This window comes from Flavobacterium marginilacus (assembly GCF_026870155.1).
Lineage (GTDB): Bacteria > Bacteroidota > Bacteroidia > Flavobacteriales > Flavobacteriaceae > Flavobacterium > Flavobacterium marginilacus.
Genome location: NZ_CP113975.1, coordinates 438,597 through 462,063 on the forward strand (window position 1 = coordinate 438,597; position 23,467 = coordinate 462,063).

Genomic DNA, 23,467 nt, shown 5'->3' on the forward strand with positions numbered 1-23,467 from the left:
TAAGCTGACGTATCGAATGAACACAATTATGAAATAAACTATCTAATATTAAATTACTCCTTTTTAATAGTCGAGAATCATCAATGTCTGTAAAATATCTTCGCATATTATATCTTTATTTAGTGATAAAAATAACGAAATTGTATTTGTGTCCACACGGTAGGTTTCTATGAGGGCTTTTGTGTTAGAGAAGATAGTCGGTATCTATATATATGTATATGTTATTTTGAAAAGGAAAACAAGTAAAGTCCGCTTAGATCCCCCTCCAAAGGGAGTATGCCCGCAGGACAGGACTATTCCTTGGTATTGAATAATCGCTAAAGAAACCCCTTGAATCCCTTTAAAACTGGCAAACCCCGCCCAGATTGCGTTCTGTAATTCAAAAAACCTCAAAGCGAGCAGTTCTAACCCTAAGGTTACCAGTGTATTAAAAAATAAACAAAAAATAATCACGAAAAGGCATTGTTTAAACGGAAAAACTGTCTACTTTTGCACCCGCAACAGCGACAGCGTTCCTTAAAGTACTGACAGGTTAAAGAGATCAAAACGGAAAACATTTTCGAAAAAAAGATTTAAAAAGCTTGCAGGATTTAAAAAAGTGAGTTACTTTTGCACCCCGCAAAACGCGTAACGTTCCTTGATAGACTGAGTAAGAGATGAGAAGAAAGAGAGATAAAATTTTTCAAAAAAACTTCAAAATAATCTTGCTGGTTAAAAAAGAATTGTTACTTTTGCACCCGCTAATCGCAATAACGATAAGTGAGAAAATAAAGAAGAACACGTTCCTAGACATATTGAATTGACAGCCGTTTTGGTAGAGGCGTTGCACTGCAACGACTAGATCAGAACAAATAAAATAAGAGTAATAGAATCGTTAAGATTTGAATAAAGACCAATAGAGACTGAGTCGAATAATAAATAAGTCGCAAGACTAAATAATATACGATGAAGAGTTTGATCCTGGCTCAGGATGAACGCTAGCGGCAGGCTTAACACATGCAAGTCGAGGGGTATATTTCTTCGGAGATAGAGACCGGCGCACGGGTGCGTAACGCGTATGCAATCTGCCTTTCACAGAGGGATAGCCCAGAGAAATTTGGATTAATACCTCATAGTATAATGAGCTGGCATCAGCCCATTATTAAAGTTCCAACGGTGAAAGATGAGCATGCGTCCCATTAGCTTGTTGGTAAGGTAACGGCTTACCAAGGCTACGATGGGTAGGGGTCCTGAGAGGGAGATCCCCCACACTGGTACTGAGACACGGACCAGACTCCTACGGGAGGCAGCAGTGAGGAATATTGGACAATGGGCGCAAGCCTGATCCAGCCATGCCGCGTGCAGGATGACGGTCCTATGGATTGTAAACTGCTTTTGTACGAGAAGAAACACTCCTACGTGTAGGAGCTTGACGGTATCGTAAGAATAAGGATCGGCTAACTCCGTGCCAGCAGCCGCGGTAATACGGAGGATCCAAGCGTTATCCGGAATCATTGGGTTTAAAGGGTCCGTAGGCGGTTTGGTAAGTCAGTGGTGAAAGCCCATCGCTCAACGGTGGAACGGCCATTGATACTGCCAGACTTGAATTACTGGGAAGTAACTAGAATATGTAGTGTAGCGGTGAAATGCTTAGAGATTACATGGAATACCAATTGCGAAGGCAGGTTACTACCAGTGGATTGACGCTGATGGACGAAAGCGTGGGTAGCGAACAGGATTAGATACCCTGGTAGTCCACGCCGTAAACGATGGATACTAGCTGTTGGGGGCAACTTCAGTGGCTAAGCGAAAGTGATAAGTATCCCACCTGGGGAGTACGGGCGCAAGCCTGAAACTCAAAGGAATTGACGGGGGCCCGCACAAGCGGTGGAGCATGTGGTTTAATTCGATGATACGCGAGGAACCTTACCAAGGCTTAAATGTAGACTGACCGGTTTGGAAACAGACCTTTCGTAAGACAGTTTACAAGGTGCTGCATGGTTGTCGTCAGCTCGTGCCGTGAGGTGTCAGGTTAAGTCCTATAACGAGCGCAACCCCTGTTGTTAGTTGCCATCGAGTCATGTCGGGAACTCTAACGAGACTGCCAGTGCAAACTGTGAGGAAGGTGGGGATGACGTCAAATCATCACGGCCCTTACGCCTTGGGCTACACACGTGCTACAATGGCCGGTACAGAGAGCAGCCACTTCGTGAGGAGGAGCGAATCTATAAAACCGGTCACAGTTCGGATCGGAGTCTGCAACTCGACTCCGTGAAGCTGGAATCGCTAGTAATCGGATATCAGCCATGATCCGGTGAATACGTTCCCGGGCCTTGTACACACCGCCCGTCAAGCCATGGAAGCTGGGGGTGCCTGAAGTCGGTGACCGCAAGGAGCTGCCTAGGGTAAAACTGGTAACTAGGGCTAAGTCGTAACAAGGTAGCCGTACCGGAAGGTGCGGCTGGAACACCTCCTTTCTAGAGCTTTGGTGTTAGCCAAGTGCACGCCAAAGAAAGAAGACGAAGAGACTTTTGGTTTCAAATATGAAGATTATATTACTCTTGCTGTTAATTTAAAAAAAAAGAATAAAAATTAAGTAAAAACAGAGTCTCGTAGCTCAGCTGGTTAGAGTACTACACTGATAATGTAGGGGTCGGCAGTTCGAGTCTGCCCGGGACTACTATTTAACTTAAAAGAAGGAAATTTTAGAAGTTGAGTTATCAACAATCCGCTGAAAGCTGACGGCTGATAACTGAAAGCTAAAAAAATGGGGGATTAGCTCAGCTGGCTAGAGCGCCTGCCTTGCACGCAGGAGGTCAACGGTTCGACTCCGTTATTCTCCACAAATGGCTGTAGGCCATAAGCTAAAAAAGCTTAAAGCGTATTGCTTAAAGCCTAAAGCTTTAGAAAGTTCATTGACATATTGAGATAAGAAATAATAAAAAGTAGAAAGAACAAATGCGTTTGTTGTTAATAGTTTTTATTTTATAGTTGCAAAACTATAAAGAATTAACAAAAAAAGCAATAAACCGTAAGTACAATAAGCAAAATAAGGGCGTATGGGGGATGCCTAGGCTCTCAGAGGCGAAGAAAGGCGTGATAAGCTGCGAAAAGTTACGGGGACGAGCACACATCGATAGATCCGTAAATACCTGAATGGGGCAACCCGCTATGTTGAAGACATAGCACACCGATAGGTGGGCAAACCCGCTGAACTGAAACATCTAAGTAGGCGGAGGAGAAGAAAACAAAAGTGATTCCGTAAGTAGTGGCGAGCGAACGCGGATTAGCCCAAACCAGTGCTGTTACGGCAGTTCTGGGGTTGTAGGACCACGACATTTCTTGCACAAGGAACTAGAATCTGCTGGAAAGCAGAACCAAAGAGAGTGATAGTCTTGTATAGGTAACAAGTGTAAAGGATAGTGGTATCCTGAGTAGGGCGGGGCACGTGAAACCCTGTCTGAATTTGGCGGGACCATCCGCTAAGGCTAAATACTCCTGAGAGACCGATAGTGAACCAGTACCGTGAGGGAAAGGTGAAAAGAACCGTGAATAACGGAGTGAAATAGATCCTGAAACCATACGCTTACAAGCGGTCGGAGCCCTTTCGTGGGGTGACGGCGTGCCTTTTGCATAATGAGCCTACGAGTTAACGTTGCTGGCAAGGATAAGTGGTTAAGCCACGGATCCGTAGCGAAAGCGAGTCTGAATAGGGCGCTTTAGTCAGTAGTGTTAGACGCGAAACCGTGTGATCTACCCATGGGCAGGATGAAGCGCTGGTAACACAGTGTGGAGGTCCGAACCGGTTGACGTTGAAAAGTCTTCGGATGACCTGTGGGTAGGGGTGAAAGGCCAATCAAACTCGGAAATAGCTCGTACTCCCCGAAATGCATTTAGGTGCAGCGCAAGGCATAAGTTATATAGAGGTAGAGCTACTGATTGGATGCGGGGGCTTCACCGCCTACCAATTCCTGACAAACTCCGAATGCTATATAATGTTTCCTTGCAGTGAGGGCTTGGGTGCTAAGGTCCAAGTCCGAGAGGGAAAGAACCCAGACCATCAGCTAAGGTCCCCAAATATATGTTAAGTTGAAAGAACGAGGTTTGTCTGCCCAGACAGCTAGGATGTTGGCTTGGAAGCAGCCATTCATTTAAAGAGTGCGTAACAGCTCACTAGTCGAGCGGACGAGCATGGATAATAATCGGGCATAAACATATTACCGAAGCTATGGATTTTACAGCAATGTAAAGTGGTAGGGGAGCATTCTAACAGGGCTGAAGGTGTATCGTAAGGTATGCTGGACTGGTTAGAAAAGAAAATGTAGGCATAAGTAACGATAATGCGGGCGAGAAACCCGCACACCGAAAGACTAAGGTTTCCACAGCTATGCTAATCAGCTGTGGGTTAGTCGGGACCTAAGGCGAACCCGAAAGGGACAGTCGATGGCCAACGGGTTAATATTCCCGTACTAGTGATTACTGTGATGGGGTGACGGAGTGATGAAAGCGCCGCGAACTGACGGAATAGTTCGTTGAAGTACCTACCTATAAGAGATGCAGGCAAATCCACATCTTTTGGGGAAATACGATAGTACTCGGAGTCTTCGGACAAAGAGATAGTGCGCCTAAGGGCTTCCAAGAAAAACCTCTAAACTTCAGGTAATCAGTACCCGTACCGTAAACCGACACAGGTAGTCGAGGAGAGAATCCTAAGGTGCTCGAGAGATTCATGGCTAAGGAATTAGGCAAAATAGACCCGTAACTTCGGGAGAAGGGTCGCCCCGAGTAATCGGGGCCGCAGTGAAGAGGTCCAGGCGACTGTTTATCAAAAACACAGGGCTCTGCAAAATCGTAAGATGAAGTATAGGGCCTGACACCTGCCCGGTGCTGGAAGGTTAAGAGGAGATGTTATCTTCGGAGAAGCATTGAATTGAAGCCCCAGTAAACGGCGGCCGTAACTATAACGGTCCTAAGGTAGCGAAATTCCTTGTCGGGTAAGTTCCGACCTGCACGAATGGTGTAACGATCTGGACACTGTCTCAGCCATGAGCTCGGTGAAATTGTAGTAACGGTGAAGATGCCGTTTACCCGCAGTGGGACGAAAAGACCCTGTGCACCTTTACTATAGCTTAGTATTGACCTTGGATAAATGATGTGTAGGATAGGTTGGAGACTGTGAAGTGGCGTCGCCAGGCGTTGTGGAGTCATTGTTGAAATACAACCCTTTGTTTATCTGAGGCCTAACCCCCAACCGGGGGGACATTGCTTGGTGGGTAGTTTGACTGGGGTGGTCGCCTCCAAAAGAGTAACGGAGGCTTCTAAAGGTTCCCTCAGTACGCTTGGTAACCGTGCGTAGAGTGCAATGGCATAAGGGAGCTTGACTGAGAGACATACAGGTCGATCAGGTACGAAAGTAGAGCATAGTGATCCGGTGGTTCCGCATGGAAGGGCCATCGCTCAAAGGATAAAAGGTACGCCGGGGATAACAGGCTGATCTCCCCCAAGAGCTCATATCGACGGGGGGGTTTGGCACCTCGATGTCGGCTCGTCACATCCTGGGGCTGGAGAAGGTCCCAAGGGTTGGGCTGTTCGCCCATTAAAGTGGCACGCGAGCTGGGTTCAGAACGTCGTGAGACAGTTCGGTCTCTATCTACTGTGGGCGTTAGAAATTTGAGTGGATCTGATTCTAGTACGAGAGGACCGAATTGGACTAACCTCTAGTGTATCTGTTGTCCCGCCAGGGGCACCGCAGAGTAGCTACGTTGGGAAGGGATAAGCGCTGAAAGCATATAAGCGCGAAACCCACCACAAGATGAGATTTCTTTTAAGGGTCGTGGAAGATGACCACGTTGATAGGCTATAGATGTAAAGGCAGTAATGTCATAGTCGAGTAGTACTAATAACCCGTAAGCTTATGTACGCCTCCTCTCCCGATGAAAATCGGGAGAAGAAACTTTCTAAAACTTTTTATATTATTTATCTCAGTATGTTAAGATATTTGCTCGACGCAGAGCAGTTGATGGTTAATAGTTGATAGTTGCTGGAGAAATCCATCAACTGACAACCAAAAACCAACAACTAACAGCCTTAAGGTGGTTATTGCGGCGGGGCTCACCTCTTCCCATCCCGAACAGAGTAGTTAAGCCCGCCTGCGCAGATGGTACTGCAGTTATGTGGGAGAGTATGTCGCTGCCTTTCTTTATAAAAACCCTGTTTCATAACGAAACGGGGTTTTTTATTAAGATTTGAATATTTTCATTCTTAGGTACCTTAGCTCAGATGGTAGAGCAATGGACTGAAAATCCATGTGTCCCTGGTTCGATCCCTGGAGGTACCACAATAAATGCTCGGATGGTGAAATTGGTAGACACGCTGGACTTAAAATCCAGTGAACAGCAATGTTCGTGCGGGTTCAAGTCCCGCTCTGAGTACAAAAAAAAGCTTCATGCAGCATTAGCTAAATGAAGCTTTTTTTTGTTAGAATTTTATCGGATCAATCCGTTTTTTACCGGATCAGGTGCAAAAGTTGGGGATTAGGCAAAAATATTAGATAATCTGAATAGAAAGAAATCTATCTTTCTTACACCTCTAAACTGACTTCTAAATGCTTTTATTTTGGCATTAAAAGATTCTGCAGAAGCATTGGTACTCCTGTTATCAAAGTAGTTTAAAATTGTCTGATAGTTAATAGTTACCGTATTGAGTAATATATTAAAGTTTTTAAACCCTGATTCTTCTACATTCCTGTACCAATGTGCTAGTTTTGTCATCGCAACGTGCTTGTCGTTGTTGTTATTGTAAATACCTCGAAGTTGTTGACTCAAACCGTAAGCTTTCTTTATATCTGGATATAATTCAAATAACAATTGCGCTCTCTCATTTTGGTGCTCAGTCCATTTTTCGCGAGATTTATAAAGTACATATCTGCTTCTTGCCAAAAGCTGTTTTAAGGAATCTCCATTAGGCAAGAGCTCCTGTATAAATGTTTTATTCTCTTTTTTGGCTTGCATTATCAATTGATTCTCAAGATCCATAGCTTCCCAGCGATGTTTGATTCTGATTTCTTGCATGGCTTCTAATGCTAATTTTTGAACATGGAATCTGTCAGTGACCTGTATTGCTTTTGGGAAGCATTTTTTGGAGATCAGTTTCATAGAATTAGCCATGTCCAGTGTTATCTCTTGAACACCACTTCTTTTTTTATAATCAATCTTACTAATGTGTTCTATGACTTTATCTGCCTTTGTTCCAGCAATAATAGCCACTAAGCAACCTTGTTTGCCTTTGAACTTCTTGTTGGTTACAATGGTGTAAAGCTCTCCTTGAGACAAAGCTACTTCATCAATCGATAAGTGTGTACCTATGTTTTCAGGGTAAAGAATCCATTGATGGGCATGTTCTCGTGGAGCCCAGGTATTAAAGGAGCTCAGGTGTTTTTTATACTGTCTTTGAAGTTTTTTTCCGTTGACCCCGAAAAACCTTCCGATGGTATGGCAGTCGGTGGCGCTGTTATCTATTGATTTCTTTTAAAAAAGCCGCAAACTCTTGAGTCATGCGGGTTCCTTTAGCAACTAAAGTCCAATCTCTTTTAAGGATTTCTCCATTGGTTTTATTAGTCCAACGACGTCTTTTGATATGTAAATACACAAACTTACCTCGTAGAGGGAAATCCTGAATGGTAATTTCATCCACAAATCCCTTTGATACTAATTCAAGTGTATCAAACTCTTTAGGAGCTTTAGCTTTTTCTTCAAAGTATAGGTGCAATATCTCCTGAGTTTCATTAGCAGAAACCACCTCAAAGTGGTCAACTAAAAAATCAGGCAGCATAAATTTCAAAAGATCTATAGAAGTCATTACAAATTGTTAGAGTGACAAATTTCTAATTTTTTTTTCGACATTTCCTCCCCAGACTTTGTTCTTGATCCGAATTACTGATCAACCAAACAAATTACAAAAGTAGTTTTGCCATCTTCATTTTTTCGATAAGCAAGATAACCGCCATGTGATTCGGTAATATTTTTGGATAAAGTTAAGCCAATTCCAGCTCCCTCTTTGCGTGTTGTAAAGAATGGCAGGAATATTTTGCTCTCAATTTCTTTTTCGATTCCTTTTCCATTATCTGAAATTTGAATGAAGGTTCTTTTTTCTTTGACTTCTGCCGAAATTGTAATCTCTTTTTTTGAAATTTCTTTCAGCGCAAAAATGCAATTTGTAAAAAGATTAATTAAAACCTGTTCTATCTGCTGTGCATCTATCTGGAGCCAATGATTAAAAGAAACTGTATTTATAACTTCAATTTGTTCCTTTTTGAATAAAGGATTCATAATCTGGAAACTGTTTTCAATCAATTGCTGCAGGCTTATCTTTTTCTTTCTTGGTGAAGGCAGCATAGCCAGTTTTCGATAGTTTTCTACAAATTGCTGTAAGTGATCGCTTCGTCTCAGCATTGTGGCAACACTATTCTTTATATCATCCAAATCATCTTCCGAAATTGTTTCCTGCTGTACCAGATCCTGCAGATTTTGCGAAAGTGATCGAATCGGAGTGATTGAATTCAGAAGTTCATGAGAAATCACTTTCATCAAATTTATCCATGCTTCTTTTTCTTTTTTCTCAATTACATTCTGAATTGAATCCAGTAAAACAATAAAATAATCCTGATTGTAAATCTCGCTTCTGGAGGTCTGCAATGCAAAAGTCTGATTATCCTGCTGATTCACACGGATTTCTAATGCTGTTTTTATTTCTTGGAAATTCTGTTCTTCAATTATTGCACATAATGTAGGCAACAGGTTTTTCAGGTATTTCCATTTTGAAACTTTCGGCACATTAAAATGCCTGGAGAAATAATTATTCATTAAAAAGATATCCCAATCATTTTCTTTTTTTTGAAGAATAATAATTCCGCTTTCAATATTGTTTAGAATCGAACGATAAACAATATCTTTTGAAACTCGTTCTTTTTCCTTGTTTTTTAAATTTTCATACAAATGAAATAAATCGGGATAGATGTTATATGACCTGTGTTTCGAATAATCGGCTGTAAAATCATTCTGCAGGATTGAGCTAATTGTTTTGTCATAAATGGAAAATACATTTTTGACATAAAAATGCATTTCTACAATAAGCATGATATCGATAAAAAATATGAATAATGAAGTAAAAATCAAGCGGTTTAGAAAAATAAAAATTGCAAAACCTGTCCCCAAAAGAATAATAATCAATCGAATAAAAATCTGGTTGTATATTTTGAAAGACTGATGCATCAGTTAGTGCTGATATTATATTTTTCTAAACGTCTATATAACGCACCTCTGGAAAGTCCCAATTCATCAGCTGTTTTGCTGATATTGTTATTGTTTTTAAGAAGTGCTCTTTCGACAGTTGCTTTTTCGATTGCAGAAAGCTGGATGTCTTCTGGATTCTCTTCGTAAACCGTTATCTGTTCCAAATCTAAATCGGAAACTGTAATATGCTTGTTCTCACAGAGAATCACAGCACGCTCAATTCGGTTTTCCATTTCGCGGATATTACCATTCCACGCGTGTTTTTCTATTTGTTCAATCACTTTTTTATCAAAGATAATTTTGTCACGCTCGTATTTAGTAATCATTTTTTGCAAAAGATATTCGGCTAATGGCACTTTATCTTCGTTTCGTTCCCGCAAAGGAGGCAATGTGATTTCCATTGTATTGATGCGATAATACAAATCTTCTCTAAAGTTTTTATCAGCTACCTCCTGTTTTAAATTCAGATTTGTCGCTGTAATAATACGGACATTCAGAGGTCTGGGTTTCGATTCCCCTAATCTGGTAACGGTTTTGGTTTGTATTATCTGTAAAAGTTTGGATTGCAGATGCAACGGAACATTTCCTATTTCGTCTAAAAAAATGGTTCCGTTCTGAGCCATTTCAAAACGTCCTGGAGTATCTGCTTTAGCATCAGTGAAAGCACCTTTAGCATAGCCAAATAATTCGCTTTCGAAGATATTGGAATTTAAAGAACCTAAATCGACATGGATAAAAGGTGCATTTTTCCGCTCGGATTGATTGAAAATATGATAAGCCAAAACAAATTTTCCTGTGCCATTTTCGCCCAGAATGAGAACATTCGCATCCGTTTTGGCTACTTTATCAGCTAATGAATAGGCTTTCTTTATCGCATCAGAATTGCCAATGAAAAAAGTATGTAGAGGCTCAGCAGGATTTGATTTTTTCTGTTCTTTTCGGCTTATATCGACTGCCTGTTTTACAACACTGAGTAATTTTTCATTCTCCCAAGGCTTTAAAATATAATCAAAAGCGCCCGCTTTTAGACCTTCAACAGCCGTTTCCACTTTACCAAAAGCAGTCATCAAAATAACAACTGTTTTTGGCGAAAGCGTTTTTATTTCCTTCAGCAAATACAATCCTTCCTTTCCATCTTCAAAACCTATCCGGTAATTCATGTCTAATAAAACGACATCTATAGTGTTTTTTGCCAATAATTCGACCACCAATTTTGGATTATTCAGTGTAAAAATGTTTTCAAAATGCTTTTTCAGAAACATTTTGGAGGCAAAAAGAATGTCTTCCTGGTCGTCTATGATTAAAATGGATGCATTTGTTTTTTTCATTATTGTTCGGTTGCGGACAAAAGTTGTCCAATAATGGACAGCTCGAAATTTCTATTAAAAATAAAACCTTAAAAATAAGGCTTTTGTAAATTTTTATTTTTTTGGCACGATAATCACCTTATATACAATAAATAAGCAAAGATGGACACCATAATTAAAAGTAAAAATAACAAAAAAAAGTATCTAATAACCGCATTACCCATTATCTTGATTCTGGGTTATATCGCTTTTGCATCGGCTACCAAAAAAAGAAGCTTGAATGTAAAAAAGGAAGAAATTACGATTAAAATGGTTGAAGATAATTTCTTTGAAGATTTTATGTCTTTTCAGGCCAAAGCGGTTCCTGTAAATTCCATGCTCGTTAATATTATTGAAGGCGGTGCGGTACAGGAAATATTTGTCGAGAATGGCGATATGGTTACCAAAGGGCAATCGCTGGCTAGATTATACAATCCGAATGCGGAATTGGCATACATGCAGCAGGAAACGGCTATTATTGAACAGATAAATAATCTGGAGAAAGCCAAATTGGATTTAAGAAATCAGGAGTTGAATTTAGGCAAGGATCTGATCGCGATAGAACATGATTATCTGGATGCGAAAAATTTATTGGACACTAATAAAAACCTTTTTGAACAGGAGATTCTCGCTAAAAGCGAATGGGAAAAGACAAAAGAAAATTATCGCTTTCAGAAAGAACGGATGTATATCATCAAACAAAGTGTGAACAAAGAAAAGCAGGCAAATCAAATTCAGATTGGACAGCTTAATCAATCGATTGGCATCATGAATAAAAGCCTCGGAATTCTGAGAACCAATAAAAAGAATTTTTTGGTAACAGCGCCAATTTCCGGCAGGCTTTCGTCATTTGAACCGATACTGGGAAAAACCTATGCACAAAACACAAGCATTGGTTTTATTGACGACCAAAAAGGATATAAATTAGTGGCTGATATCGATGAGTTTTATTTGGATCGAATTTCGGAAAAACAAAAAGGGACTGTTGATTTTGAAAATAAAGCCATAGAAGTTCAAATAACAAAAGTGATTCCTGAGGTGAAAAACGGAAGATTTCAGGTGGAATTGGATTTTGTTTCTAAAGATAAAATGGATTTGAAACAAGGTTTGAGTTTTGGCGTAAAATTAAATTTATCCGAAAAAACAAAAACTACAGTGCTTTCAAAAGGCAGTTTTAATGAAGAAACAAGTGGGAAATGGATATTTGTCGTAAACGGAAATAAAGCCGAAAGAAGAGAAATCAAATTGGGCCGTGAAAATCCATTATATTACGAAGTCTTAGGCGGATTGAAAGCAGGCGAAAAAGTAATAACCTCCTCTTATAAAGACTATAAATTAGCAGAAGTTTTGAATTTAGAATAAAGAACCTAGAAAATAGAGTAAAGAATCAAGAGCAAAGATGAAAAGGTGAACCACATAGAAAGATAGAATTGAATAAAGTGAATTAGGTTGTTTAAGAAAATACATTTTTACACATAGCACTATGAAAACTATCTTAAGCAAAGCATCTTTTATTTTCTATTTTAATCTATGTCTCTATGTGTTTAAAAGAATAAAACTGCTATAAATAATATATAAAAGAACATCAATCAAAAAACGAACAATAATCATGATTAAAATCAAAAACCTTTCGAAAATTTTTAGAACAGAAGAAATTGAAACAAAAGCATTAAGCGAAGTTTCATTAACCATTAATCAAGGTGATTTTGTTTCTATTATGGGACCTTCGGGAAGTGGAAAATCCACATTATTAAATATTATCGGGTTACTGGACAGTGCTTCGGGAGACAGTTACCAATTGCTGAATCAGGAAATGATCGGGCTGAAAGAGAAAGCTAAATCGAAAGTCAGAAAGGAAAATATTGGTTTTATTTTCCAGAATTTCAATCTAATAGATGAATTATCAGTGTATGACAATATCGAATTGCCTCTGATTTACAACAAAGTTCCTTCATCCGAAAGAAAACAAAAAGTAGAAGCAATTGCCGAAAAACTGAATATTTCGCATCGATTGAAACATTATCCGCAGCAGCTTTCTGGAGGACAGCAACAGCGTGTGGCGGTTGCAAGGGCTTTAATCAATGATCCGAAAATTATTCTTGCCGATGAGCCTACGGGAAATCTGGATAGTAAAAACGGAAACGAAGTAATGGAGTTATTAACAGATCTGCATGCCAATGGTGCAACAATCCTAATGGTAACCCACTCGGATTATGATGCATCATTTTCGCAGAAAACAATTTTGATGAAAGACGGAATAGTACTTTCGGAAAAACTGAATCATAGAAACGTTGATGTTTTTAAAGTATAAAAAATGATACTAAAAATCATTGTCACAATCCTTACCGCCTTAATTGAACTATTGAATGAGATAGTTTGTTAAAGCATCAATCAAATCAAAAAATCAAAATCACATGTTAAAAAACTGGACAAACATATTTATCTATCATCTTAAAAATAATAAGCTTTTTACAGCTTTGAATGTTTTGGGATTATCAATCGGAATTGCTGGATTGATTTTCGCTACTCTTTATTGGAATGACGAACAGAGTTACAACGATTGGAACCCTGAGAAGAATAATGTCTTTCAGGTTTTGATAGACATAGGAGAGGATAGGATCTGGTCAAATGCGCCAGTTACGTTCAATCCATTTCTAAAAGATGATCCCAATATTGAGAAAATGATGTACTGCGAAAACTGGTACGAATCACCTCTCTATAAATACAATGGCAAAAAAATAATTATTAAAAAATTATTTAATGCTCAAAATAATTTCTTTGATTTTTTTCCTTTTGAATTTGTGCAGGGAAATCCAAAAACGGCATTGCAGAACGAAAATAGTATTGCGATGAAACAGGAAACGGCTGCATTATTTTTTGGAACTGAAAATCCTATAGGAAAACAAATTCAATATGAAGATAAAATTCTAACGGTTACAGCAATATATAAAATTACTGGAAATTCATCTATTGCTCCAGATGCGGTCGTAAGTAACATGAAAGAAAGATTAGATCGCGGTAAAGACTCTTGGGGAAACTTTAATAACGGCTGGTATATAAAATTAAAAGATCCCTCTAAGACTGCCGAGCTTTCTAAAAAACTAAATGCTATTTATTATCAGAATAAAACAATTAAAGATGCAAAATCCGAAGGAATCAGCCCAAAAGAATTTGTGTCAAAATACGGGAAGTTTACTTTTATTTTAGAACCGCTTTCTGTTTCAAGATTGCATAGCCAGGGACAAGGTTCACCCGAGGGAAAGGGCAATTATCAATTTTTATTGATAATGTCAGGATTGTCCGTTTTGATTTTGATCTTATCAATTGTAAATTATATCAATCTGGCAACAGCAAATGCTATCCGCCGAGCTAAAGAAGTAGGTGTCCGAAAAATAGTTGGAGCTTCAAAATCGGATATAATCAGGCAGTTTTTATTTGAAACAATTATTACGGTTCTAATTTCTATTTTATTAGCATTAACTATTGTTGAGTTGTCTTTGCCGTATTATAATGAGTTTTTGGACAAAGAGTTGATCATTTATGGAAACCAGTTTTACGGACAAATTATATTGATTTTTATAATTACAGTAATTTTTGCTGGTGTATTTCCGGCCATCTATGTATCCAATTTTGAAACTTTAAAAGTGCTGAAAGGAAATTTTGGAAGAAATAAAAGCGGAGTGTGGCTTCGAAACGGAATGCTGATTCTGCAGTTTGCCATTGCCTCTTTCTTTATTGTTGGTTCTTACATTGTGTATGAGCAGGTGCGCTATCTGGCAAACAAAAATCTTGGTTTTTCTGGAGAGCAGGTTTTAGAAATTTTTTATTTTAAGCCAGAATCTCTTCTTCTTGCCGAAAATTCGGATAAGCTGATATTTAACCGGTACACTATTGTCAAAAATGAACTCTCAAAAATAAAAGGAGTAGAACAGGTAACTACCGGAGCATTTAAATTTGGCGGAGGCAATGATTCTTCTTCAGGCTTTAGTTATAAAGGTACCAGTATTCAAGGCCAGAATCTGGCTCTTGATTTTGGTATGCTCGAAATGATGAAAATCGAAATGGCTCAAGGGCGATATCTGAATCTCAAAATAGCTTCCGATACCATAAATTCTATGATGGTCAATGAAACTGCTTTGAAAATAATGAATGAGAAGAATCCAATTGGTAAAATTGTCGACTGGAATGATCAAAAGCTGAAAATTATTGGAGTTGTCAAAGATTTTAATCTTTTCAGTCCTCAGGGAAAAGTGCCTCCAATGGTTTTTTTCCATTTCAAAACTGTGCCGTGGACTATTGGTAATCTTCAGCACATCTATGTGAAAATCAAAGCAGAAAACATGGAGCAGACTATTGCTGCTATTGAAAAGTTCTGGATCAAAAATGTCGATTCCGATTATCCTTTTCAATATGATTTTATTGATAAAAGCTATATGAGAACTTATAAAGCGTATGTAAAACAGAAAAATCTTTTTTCACTGCTAAATGGAATTGTAATCCTTATTGCCCTTTTCGGATTATTCGCTCTAGCTTCCTATTCTATCGAAAGACGTATGAAAGAAATTGCTATTCGAAAAACATTGGGTGCCGAAACGGATGTTTTGCTTAAAGAACTCTCCAAACAATATATTATTTTCAGTGTAATCGGATTTTTAACAGCTCTGTTTCCGGCGTATTACTTACTTAATAAATGGCTGGAAAATTTTGCAAATAGAATTGACATCACTATTTATCCGTTTATAATTGGTTTTATTGTTTTATTGTTTTTAACACTTTTGGTAGTGCTTTCAAGAGCATATCAGGCAACTAGAATGGATGTTTTGAAATACCTAAAATATGAATAAGAGCCTAATTGTAACGATTATCTTTTTTTTATTTTTTGCTTTAGTAAATGGCCAGGAAAATTCCTGGTCGCTTACTAAATGCATGGAGGCCGCTTTGCAGAATAATATCGAAATCAAAATCAGACAGCTTGAAATAAAAAGAACTCAGAAATCTCAGAATTCTGTTTTGAATCGAATGCTGCCCTTTGTTAGTTTATCTGGAGAACAAAGTTATAATTTCGGTTCAACTATAGATCCTGCATCAAATGGGAGAGTAAGTTCCAATATTCAGAATGATAATTTTTATCTGAATGCACGAACAAATTTGATTGATTTTAGCGCTTTCGCCAATGCCAAAAAAGATAAAATCAATATTGAACTCGCCAAAGCTGATAAAGAAGTGATTGAAAACGAATATAAACTGCAGATTTTAGAAAGTTTTTATCAAACACTTTATGCTCAGGAATTATTAAAAATTCAGAAAGAACAGTTCAAGCAGGCGGTTTTTAACCTTGAAAGAGTAACAAAAGAAGTTGCTATTGGGAGCAAACCACAAAGTGATCTGTATGATATGCAGCTGAGCTTTTCAGAAGAGGAAAATAGAAATCTTGAATCGGAACAACTGTATGGAATCAAAAAACTGCAATTGTTCCAATTGATGAATGCTACAAGCATAGTAACTAAAGATGTTGTATTAGAAAATGTTTTGAATGAAAACATATCCGGCAAAACTGAAAATATACAATACAGCCCTAAAATAAAACGAGCCGAACTTAAGTATCAAAACAGTTTAAAATTGATAAATGCAGAAAGAGCTAATAATTTGCCGATAGTGTCTGCTTACTACGGATATTCGACTTTTTATTATACTGTTTTAAATCAGCCCGCTGGAAATACCGATAGTTTCAGAAATCAATTAGATGACAATAAAAACCAGCAAGTGGGAATCCAGATGAATGTTCCCATTTTTAACGGATTTAGGAACAACAAAAAAATAGATGCTTCAAAAATTGAAAGCGAAAAATCAAAACAGCTCATAGAACAGGAAAAACAGGAGTTAGAAAAACAAGTTGCTATTGAAGAACAAAACAGAAGCAATTATCTTGAGTTGCAGAAGAAACTGAATGAAAAACAAAAATATGCCAGAGCATCTCTAACTACGACTCAGGCCAAATTTACTAATGGAAAAGTGGAAGCAATTTTGTATTCTTCGGTTAAAAATCAATTATTGTCCGCTGAATACGATGTACTCAAAAATGGGCTTCAGCTGGAGTATATTGGATTAAAAATAAATCTGCTGAAATACAATAGTCTGCAGAATTAAAACTGATGATTTTTGTACTGGATTCGTTGTGGTAATTGTCAGCAAATTATCTGCTTTATAATTATTAAAGCCTATGGTATTTTAACTCAAACCTTTGCTGTATTATCATAGGCTTCCATATATCGTTTTCGTAATGTTAAAATAGCATAAGTATCAGAAAATACAGTTGTGTTTTGGATGGAATTATGATGCTACTTTAGCAGTATAAAATAATTACTAATTTAAAACGCAGTATTATGAAAACGATTTTAAAATTAAGTCTGGTAGTATTAGTGACAATGACTGGTATTAATACATACGCAATCAACGATGATTTTTTGCTTAATGTGAAAAAGGGTGAGGGAAAAGAAATTAGTTTTTCGGTAAATGAGATTAAAAAAGCCAATGTGACAATCTATGATCAGTCTCATAACATAATTTATAATGAACTGGTAACGGGAAAAGAAGGAATTGCAAGGGCGTATAATCTTGAGGAATTTCCTGAAGGAGTTTACTTCTTGGAAGTAGAAACTAATCTAAAGAAAGTGGTGCACGAGATTGTGGTTGCGGATAAGACTACTACATTGTCTAGAAAATCACTTACTGAAGTGTATAAAGGTGATTTGAAGATCAAAAATCAAAATGTGGCTGAGGCTAATTAATTAGATTGTGGTTAAGGATAGTTAGGATTTTGAGAAAAGCAGCTCTTTTTGGGCTGTTTTTTTTGTTTGAATATTTCTGGTTTAAACATGAAATGCTGTATTGGATGATTTACAGGAGAAATGAAAATGACATGCCCCGTTTTAGAAAAACAACGCTTTCTATCTTAGTTTTTGATAATAGGGAATATAATGGACAGCCCAACCTTAGAGTATGCAGATTATTTGCCTGATTTTTATAAAAAAAGCCATCAAAACTTAATTTGACGGCCGATTTTATGTTAAATTAATTATTGCTTTATAAGTTTAATTACTTTTATTTGATTGGCTTCGTTGTAAACTTTAATAAAATATAAACCATTATTTAATTCGTTTATATTGTATAGGTATTCTTTAGTGTGTGGTTTGCTGAACGTTTTTATTAATTGTCCAGTTATTGAAAAGATTTGGATTTTGGCAGTATCAGTATTTAATGAAAAGTAATTTGAAGCTGGATTTGGTGAAATGAAAATATCTTTCATGATTTCAAAATCAGTTGTTGCTAAGACAGTTGATTTATTTCCGTAAATCCTAAACTCACCAGGCTGGAGGCTAATAGTGGCATTAACGTCAGTGACAGTGTATGGGGAATTGTCCATTAAATTGAACCATGATCCAGTATATTGAAATCCTGTTGCTACATTTTTGGCAGTTACATCAAAGTTCGCAATTATAAGAACATCTTTAAGGGTCGAGCTTGCTAATGAACTGTTTGTTATTTTAATGTTTGGCGTTAATGTTGTAGCTGATGGAACTGTAGCTGTACCTGAAAAAACCGGCTCGGTTGTTTTTAATGCAATCATTCTTGCCCAATCATAATAGATTTTATTTCTGGAATTATCACTCAGCCAATTGTTAGTCCATTGAGGCTGTGGTTTGGTAGATAATTTACAATCTCCTGCAATTGTTGATGAATTGTCATTTAAGGTTCCGTCGGTACAGGTATAAATTGACGTGTCCCAGCCCAATTCACCAAAATGCCATATCATTTTCGGACCAGGTATTAATAAAGTGACGGCTCCTATGGCCGACATTCTTGATAAAGCGACACTAAGTGTTTTTACATTGTGAGCAGCATTGGCTGTATTTCCGTATTGAATATTTTTATACATTAAACGTTCTTCGTCATGACTTTCGGCATAGCCCATAACTCTGTTTCCTAGAAAACCGCTGTGGTTTGGTCCATACATTCTTGAAATATCATTACTTGAATTGTATCCCATTGATAATTGATTGTAATTATCAGTCATTTTTCCCCACATCATTACACCTTTACTTGGAGTTTCGGTAAAACGGTAATTAGCCCATTCTTTTTCTTCGGTATCAGAGCCTAAATGTTCAAAAATTGTATAATGAGTTGGATCCAATGACCATGAATAGTCGGCATATTCTTTTAAGATATCTACCCTGTCTTGTTGGTAACTGTTGGTGCAGCTTTCATCAGAAGCCGTGCAGTTTTGTGTAAAACCTTTGGTTAAATCCCAGCGGAAACCATCAATTTTGTATTCTTGTATCCATTGCTTGATGACTCTTTTTACATAGTTTTTTGTTAATGCCGATGAATGATTAAAGTCTTCACCTACACTATAACTGTGTTTTGCAACGGTATTGAAATAAGGATTTTCAGCCGTTGGGGAGCCATAACCGTCACCATCAGGATCATTCATCCACATTCTTACCATTGGATTTCTGCCAAAGGCATGGTTTAAAGCCACATCTAGAATAACTGCAATGCCGTTTTTATGGCATAGGTCTATTAGTTCTTTCAGTTTTGCAGAAGTACCGTAAAATTTATCCAGTGCCATATGAAATGAGGTATTGTAACCCCAGCTTTCATTGCCTTCAAATTCCATGACGGGCATTAATTCGATGGCATTTATTTTTAAATTTTTGAAATAATCAATACGGTCAATTATATTCTGATAATTTCTATTGGCATCAAAATCTCTTACTAACACTTCGGATACTACCAGTTTATCTTTTTCTGGTTTTACAAAATTAGTTGTGAAACTACTCCATGCGTAAGGTGTTTGTCCAGTTTGTAAAACAGTTACCTCTTTATCCTGTCCAGCAGGATATGCAGGCATATTGGGATAGTTTACAGCAGGAATTCCTGAATCATCATAAGGAGATAATACTAACGTAGAATAAGGATCGGCAGTTTTTACAAGAGCCGGCGAATTAGCAATAGGGGTTGATTCTCCCACCCAATACTGGTAAGTGTAATTTGTTCCAGATACCAAACCTGTTAATTCCAGCCAAAATTTTGTGGAGCCGGCTGTTGCGTCTTTTTTCATGGCATATGAATTACCAGGCTGCCAATTATTAAAACTTCCAGCAACATATACAAAATCTTTTAGCGGCGCTTCTAAAACTAAAGTAGCTTTTGTAGCATCAGTTGGGTTGTAGTTTATTCCTTCGGACAAACCAACAGGGATTGTTTCTGAAACTGTATTTGGATTTATGATTACACTGAATTTTTTGGTAATTGTTGTGGTACCTTGTGTTACTTCCAGTTCATAGTTTTGATTTTGAGTAATACTGCTGTGGGTATATGAATAATTTGAAGCAGCTGAAGCTGTATTGATACTGGTTCCGTTAGATTTTAGGTTGTAATTTGCAGCACCATTAGTATTACTTGCAGTAATTGATAGACTTCCGCCCGATGCCAAAATAGTAGTACTGTTTTGTGATGGTGAAGTTAGGGTAACTTGGAAAGAGCCTACTTCGGCAAGGATATCCTGCGATTTTTTGTCTCCCGTTCCGTCTTTAGCTTTTATTAGAAAACCAATTTTACCAATATTAGTTGTGTTATAATAGGTAGTTGGGACAAAAGTTTTTGTATAAGTATCATTACCTGCATTATAGGTGAATTTACTTGCCTCATTTGAAGAATCCCAAGAGCCATTAAGAGGAGTGCCTTTTTGAGTTGTATCGTCAATATCAAAAGCCCAGGCCCACATGTAAAGTGCATTTCCAGTTACTCCCCAAGTGCTCTCATTGATGCTGTTCCCATTAATAGTGATTGTGATAGAAGCTGTTTCATCGAATGTGGAGGGGTTTATTAAATATGTAACAGTCTGCTGTTGGGCAAATGAAATTGCTGACAGCAAAAGGCTGAACATAAGTAGAGTTTTTTTCATAATACTAGTTGTTTAGTTAGTTTTATTAAAAAGGGATATTTTAAAATAAAAGAGGCTATCCTTTTGAGACAGCCTCTTTAAAAATTTTAATTTAAGATTAATTAGGAATAAGTCTTAAGTTATAGTTTGCAGCATTTCTTAAATCAAGAACGATTTTATAATTTCCTGCAGCAGGTACAACCATGTCACCTCCATTCAATCTTATTTTATTAGCAGAAGTAGCAACTAATGTTTCTTTACTGCCTGATACTGTACCCATTTTTACAGACCAATCATCTGCTAAGCGCACTAAGAAAGCATCTGCTTTGAGGGTTAAGTTTATAGTATACATTCTAAAATAAGGTGAAGCAGCATTAGTCTCAAAGTTTAAATAAGTTGCAGCACCCCATCCATTTGGAGTTGCATCACCAATTACCGCAACTTGTCTAGGAGCGATTGAATAGGTGTTTTTTGTCCAATCCACAGTAATAAAATAAGTACCGGCACCATTAGTTGGTTTGATATCTTTTCCATTGGTATGAACTAATGTTGTAAATGTATTAGGCGCTTCAGCAATATCTCCTTTATCGTTTGTCCAAGTTTGGTCATCTGTAAATTTAAAGGCTGGACTGGCAACGTTCATCCAAACAAAACCTTCATATTTTCCGTCATTGTTTGGTGAGTATATTTTAGGTGCATTAGCAGGATTCCAATCAGCATAAGTACTAGCTCCTCCAAAACTTCCAGGTACATATAATTTAGCAAATTCATCAAATGTGTCATATGGAGTTGCTGTAAAAGCCACTTCTCCAGATTTGGAAATCAATTTATTTGTAGCTTTAACTTCTTGGCCAGATGGACTTCCTACAACTCTAAATTTATAGCTTGCTTTCTCTGCTGGAGAACCTCCTGCAGACAAAAGGATACTATTTAATTCACGCTGAGTAAGTGTTTTTTGATGAGTACTTCCTTCTAGACCTTCATTGAAGCTTCCTAAATCAAAGGTTTTAGCATCTGCATCAAAATTAGCAGATGTAGATTTTACTATCTGTAACTGGTAACTAACAGCAGCAATATACCCAAAATCTACTGATGACCATTTTACAGTAAAGGCATCATTGGATGCTGTTTTTGCTTCCAATATGTAATCTGTACCAGCGGCAGGCGAACTTACAGCTGTGTTTTTAACAACAGAACCTACTGGATCTAGTGTTTCGTCACTACAAGCAACAAGAGAGGCTAGTGTTCCTGTTAATAAAATTAGACTTATAATTATTTTTTTCATAATTTAATTTTTTAAATCTTCCCAGATATTTCTTCCAGGAAGAAATTAATACTATTAATACCCTGGATTTTGTTTCAAGTTTGGATTAGCATTAAGCGCAGTTAATGGTAATGGAAATAATTTATAGGTATCTGGTATAGAAGTTCCATCTTTGGCACCGCCTTTCCAAGGCCACAAATAACTTCCGCCTGTGAATTTGCCAAAACGAATTAAATCAGTTCTACGGTGTCCTTCAAGATTTAATTCTCTTCCTCTTTCATCAAGAATGAAATTAAGATTTAGTTCTGAAGCAGTAATTACAGATGCATGGGATCTTTTTCTTACGTCATTTACGTATTGTAAAGCTGTAGCAGCATTTGTGCTTGCAGCCCCTCTCAAATTACATTCAGCATAGATTAAATAAGCATCAGCTAAACGGAATAATGGAAAATCAGTATTTGAAAACTCTGTTAAAATAGACGATCCTGTAAAATTATTATTTGTAAATTTAATAGCAGGATATCCATTTGTCCATGTTTTATAATCGGTCATTTCATAAGTATGTCCTGTTGTCCAAAATAATTTTGCTCTATCATCAGTTGAAGCAGCTAAATCGGTACCGTATAAACCATACCATGCTTTAGTTGCTCTGTGTCCGCCCCAGCCATTTCCTGTTATTCCATAAGCAGAAGGTGTCATTGTAGAAGCATCAACATTTCCTTGAACTAAATAAGTAGTGTTTCCATAACTCTGACTTACTTGAGCATCTGCAATTAAAGGGAAGATAATTTCAGTAGAAGTATTATTGTCTCCAGAGAAAATACTTCTGAAATTTGGAGCTAATGTGTATCCTCCTTCATCAATTACTTTTTTGATATATATAGCAGCATCATCATAGCGAGCAGTACCTGTATATACTTCCGCATTCAAATATAATTTTGCTAAAAGCATTCTTACTACAGATTTATTTGCTCTTCCATAAGTGTTTTTAGCAGGCATTAAAGGTTCAATAGCTTTCAACTCTGATTCCACAAAATTAAATAATTCTTTTCTGGATGCTTCTGGTTTGGCTTCAATAGTACCTAAGTCTGCTTCAGTTACTAATATTCCTTTACCAAAACAGTCTATCATGTAGTAGTATGCTAAAGATCTCAAGAAACGTAATTCGTTAACATAAAGGTCTTTGTTTTCTACATTTGCAGTTCCTAATGCATTGATGATATTGTTACAGTTCGGAATTGTATAATACACTCTATCAAAAAGGTATCTGAAAAACTTATTGTTTTCATCCCATTTTGAAGTTGTAGTCAACTGATCTAGCCCATTATCACCCCAACGATTTTTAATGTCATCAGCAGTAAAATCTTCAAGATTAACCATGTTTCTTAAGAAACCAGTTTCTCCTGCATCCGTGGCTGTTATATCAGAAGTAGTTGGCCCATCAGAACTTGTTAAGGCAAAAGTACCGTACATTTTTGATACTAATCCCAAAGCTGCATTAGGATCCTGCTGGAGTAATTTATCGAAAGTAAGTTCTACTTTTGGTTCTGTATTTAAATCATCTACACAAGAACTAAATAGTAATAGAGATAATAACCCTAAACCTACTATATTATTTTTAAAATTTTTCATATTCTAACTT

At 37.3% G+C, this 23,467-nt stretch carries 12 protein-coding genes, 4 tRNA genes, 3 rRNA genes and 1 pseudogene; 12 read left to right on the forward strand and 8 right to left on the reverse strand.

Annotated elements, in window-relative coordinates; translation table 11 throughout:
- Positions 1-4: 4 nt before the first annotated feature.
- A pseudogene (locus OZP07_RS22205) lies at positions 5-106 on the reverse strand (hypothetical protein); the annotation flags it as partial.
- Between the two features lie 836 nt (positions 107-942).
- Here OZP07_RS22205 and OZP07_RS02005 point away from each other — a divergent pair.
- The 7 genes from OZP07_RS02005 (at position 943) to OZP07_RS02035 (ending at position 6,410) form a co-directional block, all read left to right on the forward strand.
- A 16S ribosomal RNA gene (locus tag OZP07_RS02005) occupies positions 943-2,456 on the forward strand.
- A 129-nt stretch (positions 2,457-2,585) separates the two neighbouring features.
- Positions 2,586-2,659, forward strand: a tRNA-Ile gene (locus OZP07_RS02010).
- A gap of 89 nt (positions 2,660-2,748) precedes the next feature.
- A tRNA-Ala gene (locus OZP07_RS02015) sits at positions 2,749-2,822 on the forward strand.
- Positions 2,823-3,017: 195 nt separating this feature from the next.
- A 23S ribosomal RNA gene (locus OZP07_RS02020) occupies positions 3,018-5,899 on the forward strand.
- A 168-nt stretch (positions 5,900-6,067) separates the two neighbouring features.
- A 5S ribosomal RNA gene (rrf, locus tag OZP07_RS02025) occupies positions 6,068-6,177 on the forward strand.
- Together the 16S, 23S and 5S rRNA genes with 4 tRNA genes alongside form the textbook arrangement of a ribosomal RNA operon.
- Before the next feature lie 66 nt (positions 6,178-6,243).
- Positions 6,244-6,316, forward strand: a tRNA-Phe gene (locus OZP07_RS02030).
- Positions 6,317-6,324: 8 nt separating this feature from the next.
- A tRNA-Leu gene (locus tag OZP07_RS02035) sits at positions 6,325-6,410 on the forward strand.
- 102 nt (positions 6,411-6,512) lie between these two features.
- Here the strand turns inward: OZP07_RS02035 and OZP07_RS02040 are convergent.
- From OZP07_RS02040 to OZP07_RS02055, 4 genes are all read right to left on the reverse strand, one after another.
- Positions 6,513-7,496 (reverse strand): ISAon1 family transposase, encoded by a 984-nt coding sequence (locus OZP07_RS02040; RefSeq protein ID WP_432419557.1) that lies wholly within the window; start codon positions 7,494-7,496, stop codon positions 6,513-6,515.
- Positions 7,489-7,836, reverse strand: coding sequence for an ISAon1 family transposase N-terminal region protein (locus OZP07_RS02045; RefSeq protein WP_281635552.1), 348 nt, complete (start codon positions 7,834-7,836; stop codon positions 7,489-7,491). The genes OZP07_RS02040 and OZP07_RS02045 overlap by 8 nt, the downstream gene beginning before the upstream one ends.
- A gap of 74 nt (positions 7,837-7,910) precedes the next feature.
- Positions 7,911-9,248 carry a sensor histidine kinase gene (locus OZP07_RS02050; RefSeq protein ID WP_281637104.1) on the reverse strand — a complete coding sequence of 446 codons (1,338 nt, stop codon included), beginning with the start codon at positions 9,246-9,248 and terminating at the stop codon, positions 7,911-7,913.
- Positions 9,248-10,597 carry a sigma-54-dependent transcriptional regulator gene (locus OZP07_RS02055; protein WP_281637105.1) on the reverse strand — a complete coding sequence of 450 codons (1,350 nt, stop codon included), beginning with the start codon at positions 10,595-10,597 and terminating at the stop codon, positions 9,248-9,250. Before OZP07_RS02055 ends, OZP07_RS02050 begins: the two co-directional genes overlap by 1 nt.
- 141 nt (positions 10,598-10,738) lie before the next feature.
- On the opposite strand from OZP07_RS02055, the gene OZP07_RS02060 reads away from it, so the two are divergent.
- From OZP07_RS02060 to OZP07_RS02080, 5 genes are all read left to right on the forward strand, one after another.
- On the forward strand, positions 10,739-11,977 hold the full coding sequence (locus OZP07_RS02060; RefSeq protein WP_281637106.1) for an efflux RND transporter periplasmic adaptor subunit: 1,239 nt from the start codon (positions 10,739-10,741) through the stop codon (positions 11,975-11,977).
- A gap of 247 nt (positions 11,978-12,224) precedes the next feature.
- The gene (locus tag OZP07_RS02065) at positions 12,225-12,926 is read left to right on the forward strand and encodes an ABC transporter ATP-binding protein (protein WP_194643384.1); all 702 of its coding nucleotides are present in this window, start codon (positions 12,225-12,227) and stop codon (positions 12,924-12,926) included.
- A 103-nt stretch (positions 12,927-13,029) separates the two neighbouring features.
- Entirely contained in the window at positions 13,030-15,459 is a 2,430-nt protein-coding gene (locus OZP07_RS02070; protein ID WP_281637107.1) for an ABC transporter permease, read from the forward strand.
- Complete coding sequence (locus tag OZP07_RS02075) at positions 15,452-16,762, forward strand: TolC family protein (protein WP_281637108.1); 1,311 nt, start codon at positions 15,452-15,454, stop codon at positions 16,760-16,762. Before OZP07_RS02070 ends, OZP07_RS02075 begins: the two co-directional genes overlap by 8 nt.
- 236 nt (positions 16,763-16,998) lie before the next feature.
- Positions 16,999-17,403, forward strand: a complete 405-nt coding sequence (locus OZP07_RS02080; RefSeq protein ID WP_194643378.1) for a T9SS type A sorting domain-containing protein — start codon at positions 16,999-17,001, stop codon at positions 17,401-17,403.
- Between the two features lie 287 nt (positions 17,404-17,690).
- On the opposite strand, the gene OZP07_RS02085 is transcribed toward OZP07_RS02080, so the two are convergent.
- From OZP07_RS02085 to OZP07_RS02095, 3 genes are all read right to left on the reverse strand, one after another.
- The gene (locus OZP07_RS02085; RefSeq protein WP_281637109.1) at positions 17,691-20,582 is read right to left on the reverse strand and encodes an alpha-amylase family glycosyl hydrolase; all 2,892 of its coding nucleotides are present in this window, start codon (positions 20,580-20,582) and stop codon (positions 17,691-17,693) included.
- A 97-nt stretch (positions 20,583-20,679) separates the two neighbouring features.
- The gene (locus OZP07_RS02090) at positions 20,680-21,846 is read right to left on the reverse strand and encodes a SusE domain-containing protein (RefSeq protein WP_281637110.1); all 1,167 of its coding nucleotides are present in this window, start codon (positions 21,844-21,846) and stop codon (positions 20,680-20,682) included.
- Positions 21,847-21,900: 54 nt separating this feature from the next.
- A complete protein-coding gene (locus OZP07_RS02095; protein WP_281637111.1) occupies positions 21,901-23,457 on the reverse strand; it encodes a RagB/SusD family nutrient uptake outer membrane protein in 1,557 nt (518 codons plus the stop codon).
- Positions 23,458-23,467: the final 10 nt, after the last annotated feature.

Coding starts and splice junctions, on each gene's coding strand:
- OZP07_RS02075 (WP_281637108.1), top strand. CDS start 15,452: ATGAATAAGAGCCTAATTGTAACGATTATCTTTTTTTTATTTTTTGCT.
- OZP07_RS02090 (WP_281637110.1), bottom strand. CDS start 21,846: ATGAAAAAAATAATTATAAGTCTAATTTTATTAACAGGAACACTAGCC.
- OZP07_RS02070 (WP_281637107.1), top strand. CDS start 13,030: ATGTTAAAAAACTGGACAAACATATTTATCTATCATCTTAAAAATAAT.
- OZP07_RS02080 (WP_194643378.1), top strand. CDS start 16,999: ATGAAAACGATTTTAAAATTAAGTCTGGTAGTATTAGTGACAATGACT.
- OZP07_RS02085 (WP_281637109.1), bottom strand. CDS start 20,582: ATGAAAAAAACTCTACTTATGTTCAGCCTTTTGCTGTCAGCAATTTCA.
- OZP07_RS02095 (WP_281637111.1), bottom strand. CDS start 23,457: ATGAAAAATTTTAAAAATAATATAGTAGGTTTAGGGTTATTATCTCTA.
- OZP07_RS02060 (WP_281637106.1), top strand. CDS start 10,739: ATGGACACCATAATTAAAAGTAAAAATAACAAAAAAAAGTATCTAATA.
- OZP07_RS02065 (WP_194643384.1), top strand. CDS start 12,225: ATGATTAAAATCAAAAACCTTTCGAAAATTTTTAGAACAGAAGAAATT.
- OZP07_RS02045 (WP_281635552.1), bottom strand. CDS start 7,836: ATGACTTCTATAGATCTTTTGAAATTTATGCTGCCTGATTTTTTAGTT.
- OZP07_RS02055 (WP_281637105.1), bottom strand. CDS start 10,597: ATGAAAAAAACAAATGCATCCATTTTAATCATAGACGACCAGGAAGAC.
- OZP07_RS02050 (WP_281637104.1), bottom strand. CDS start 9,248: ATGCATCAGTCTTTCAAAATATACAACCAGATTTTTATTCGATTGATT.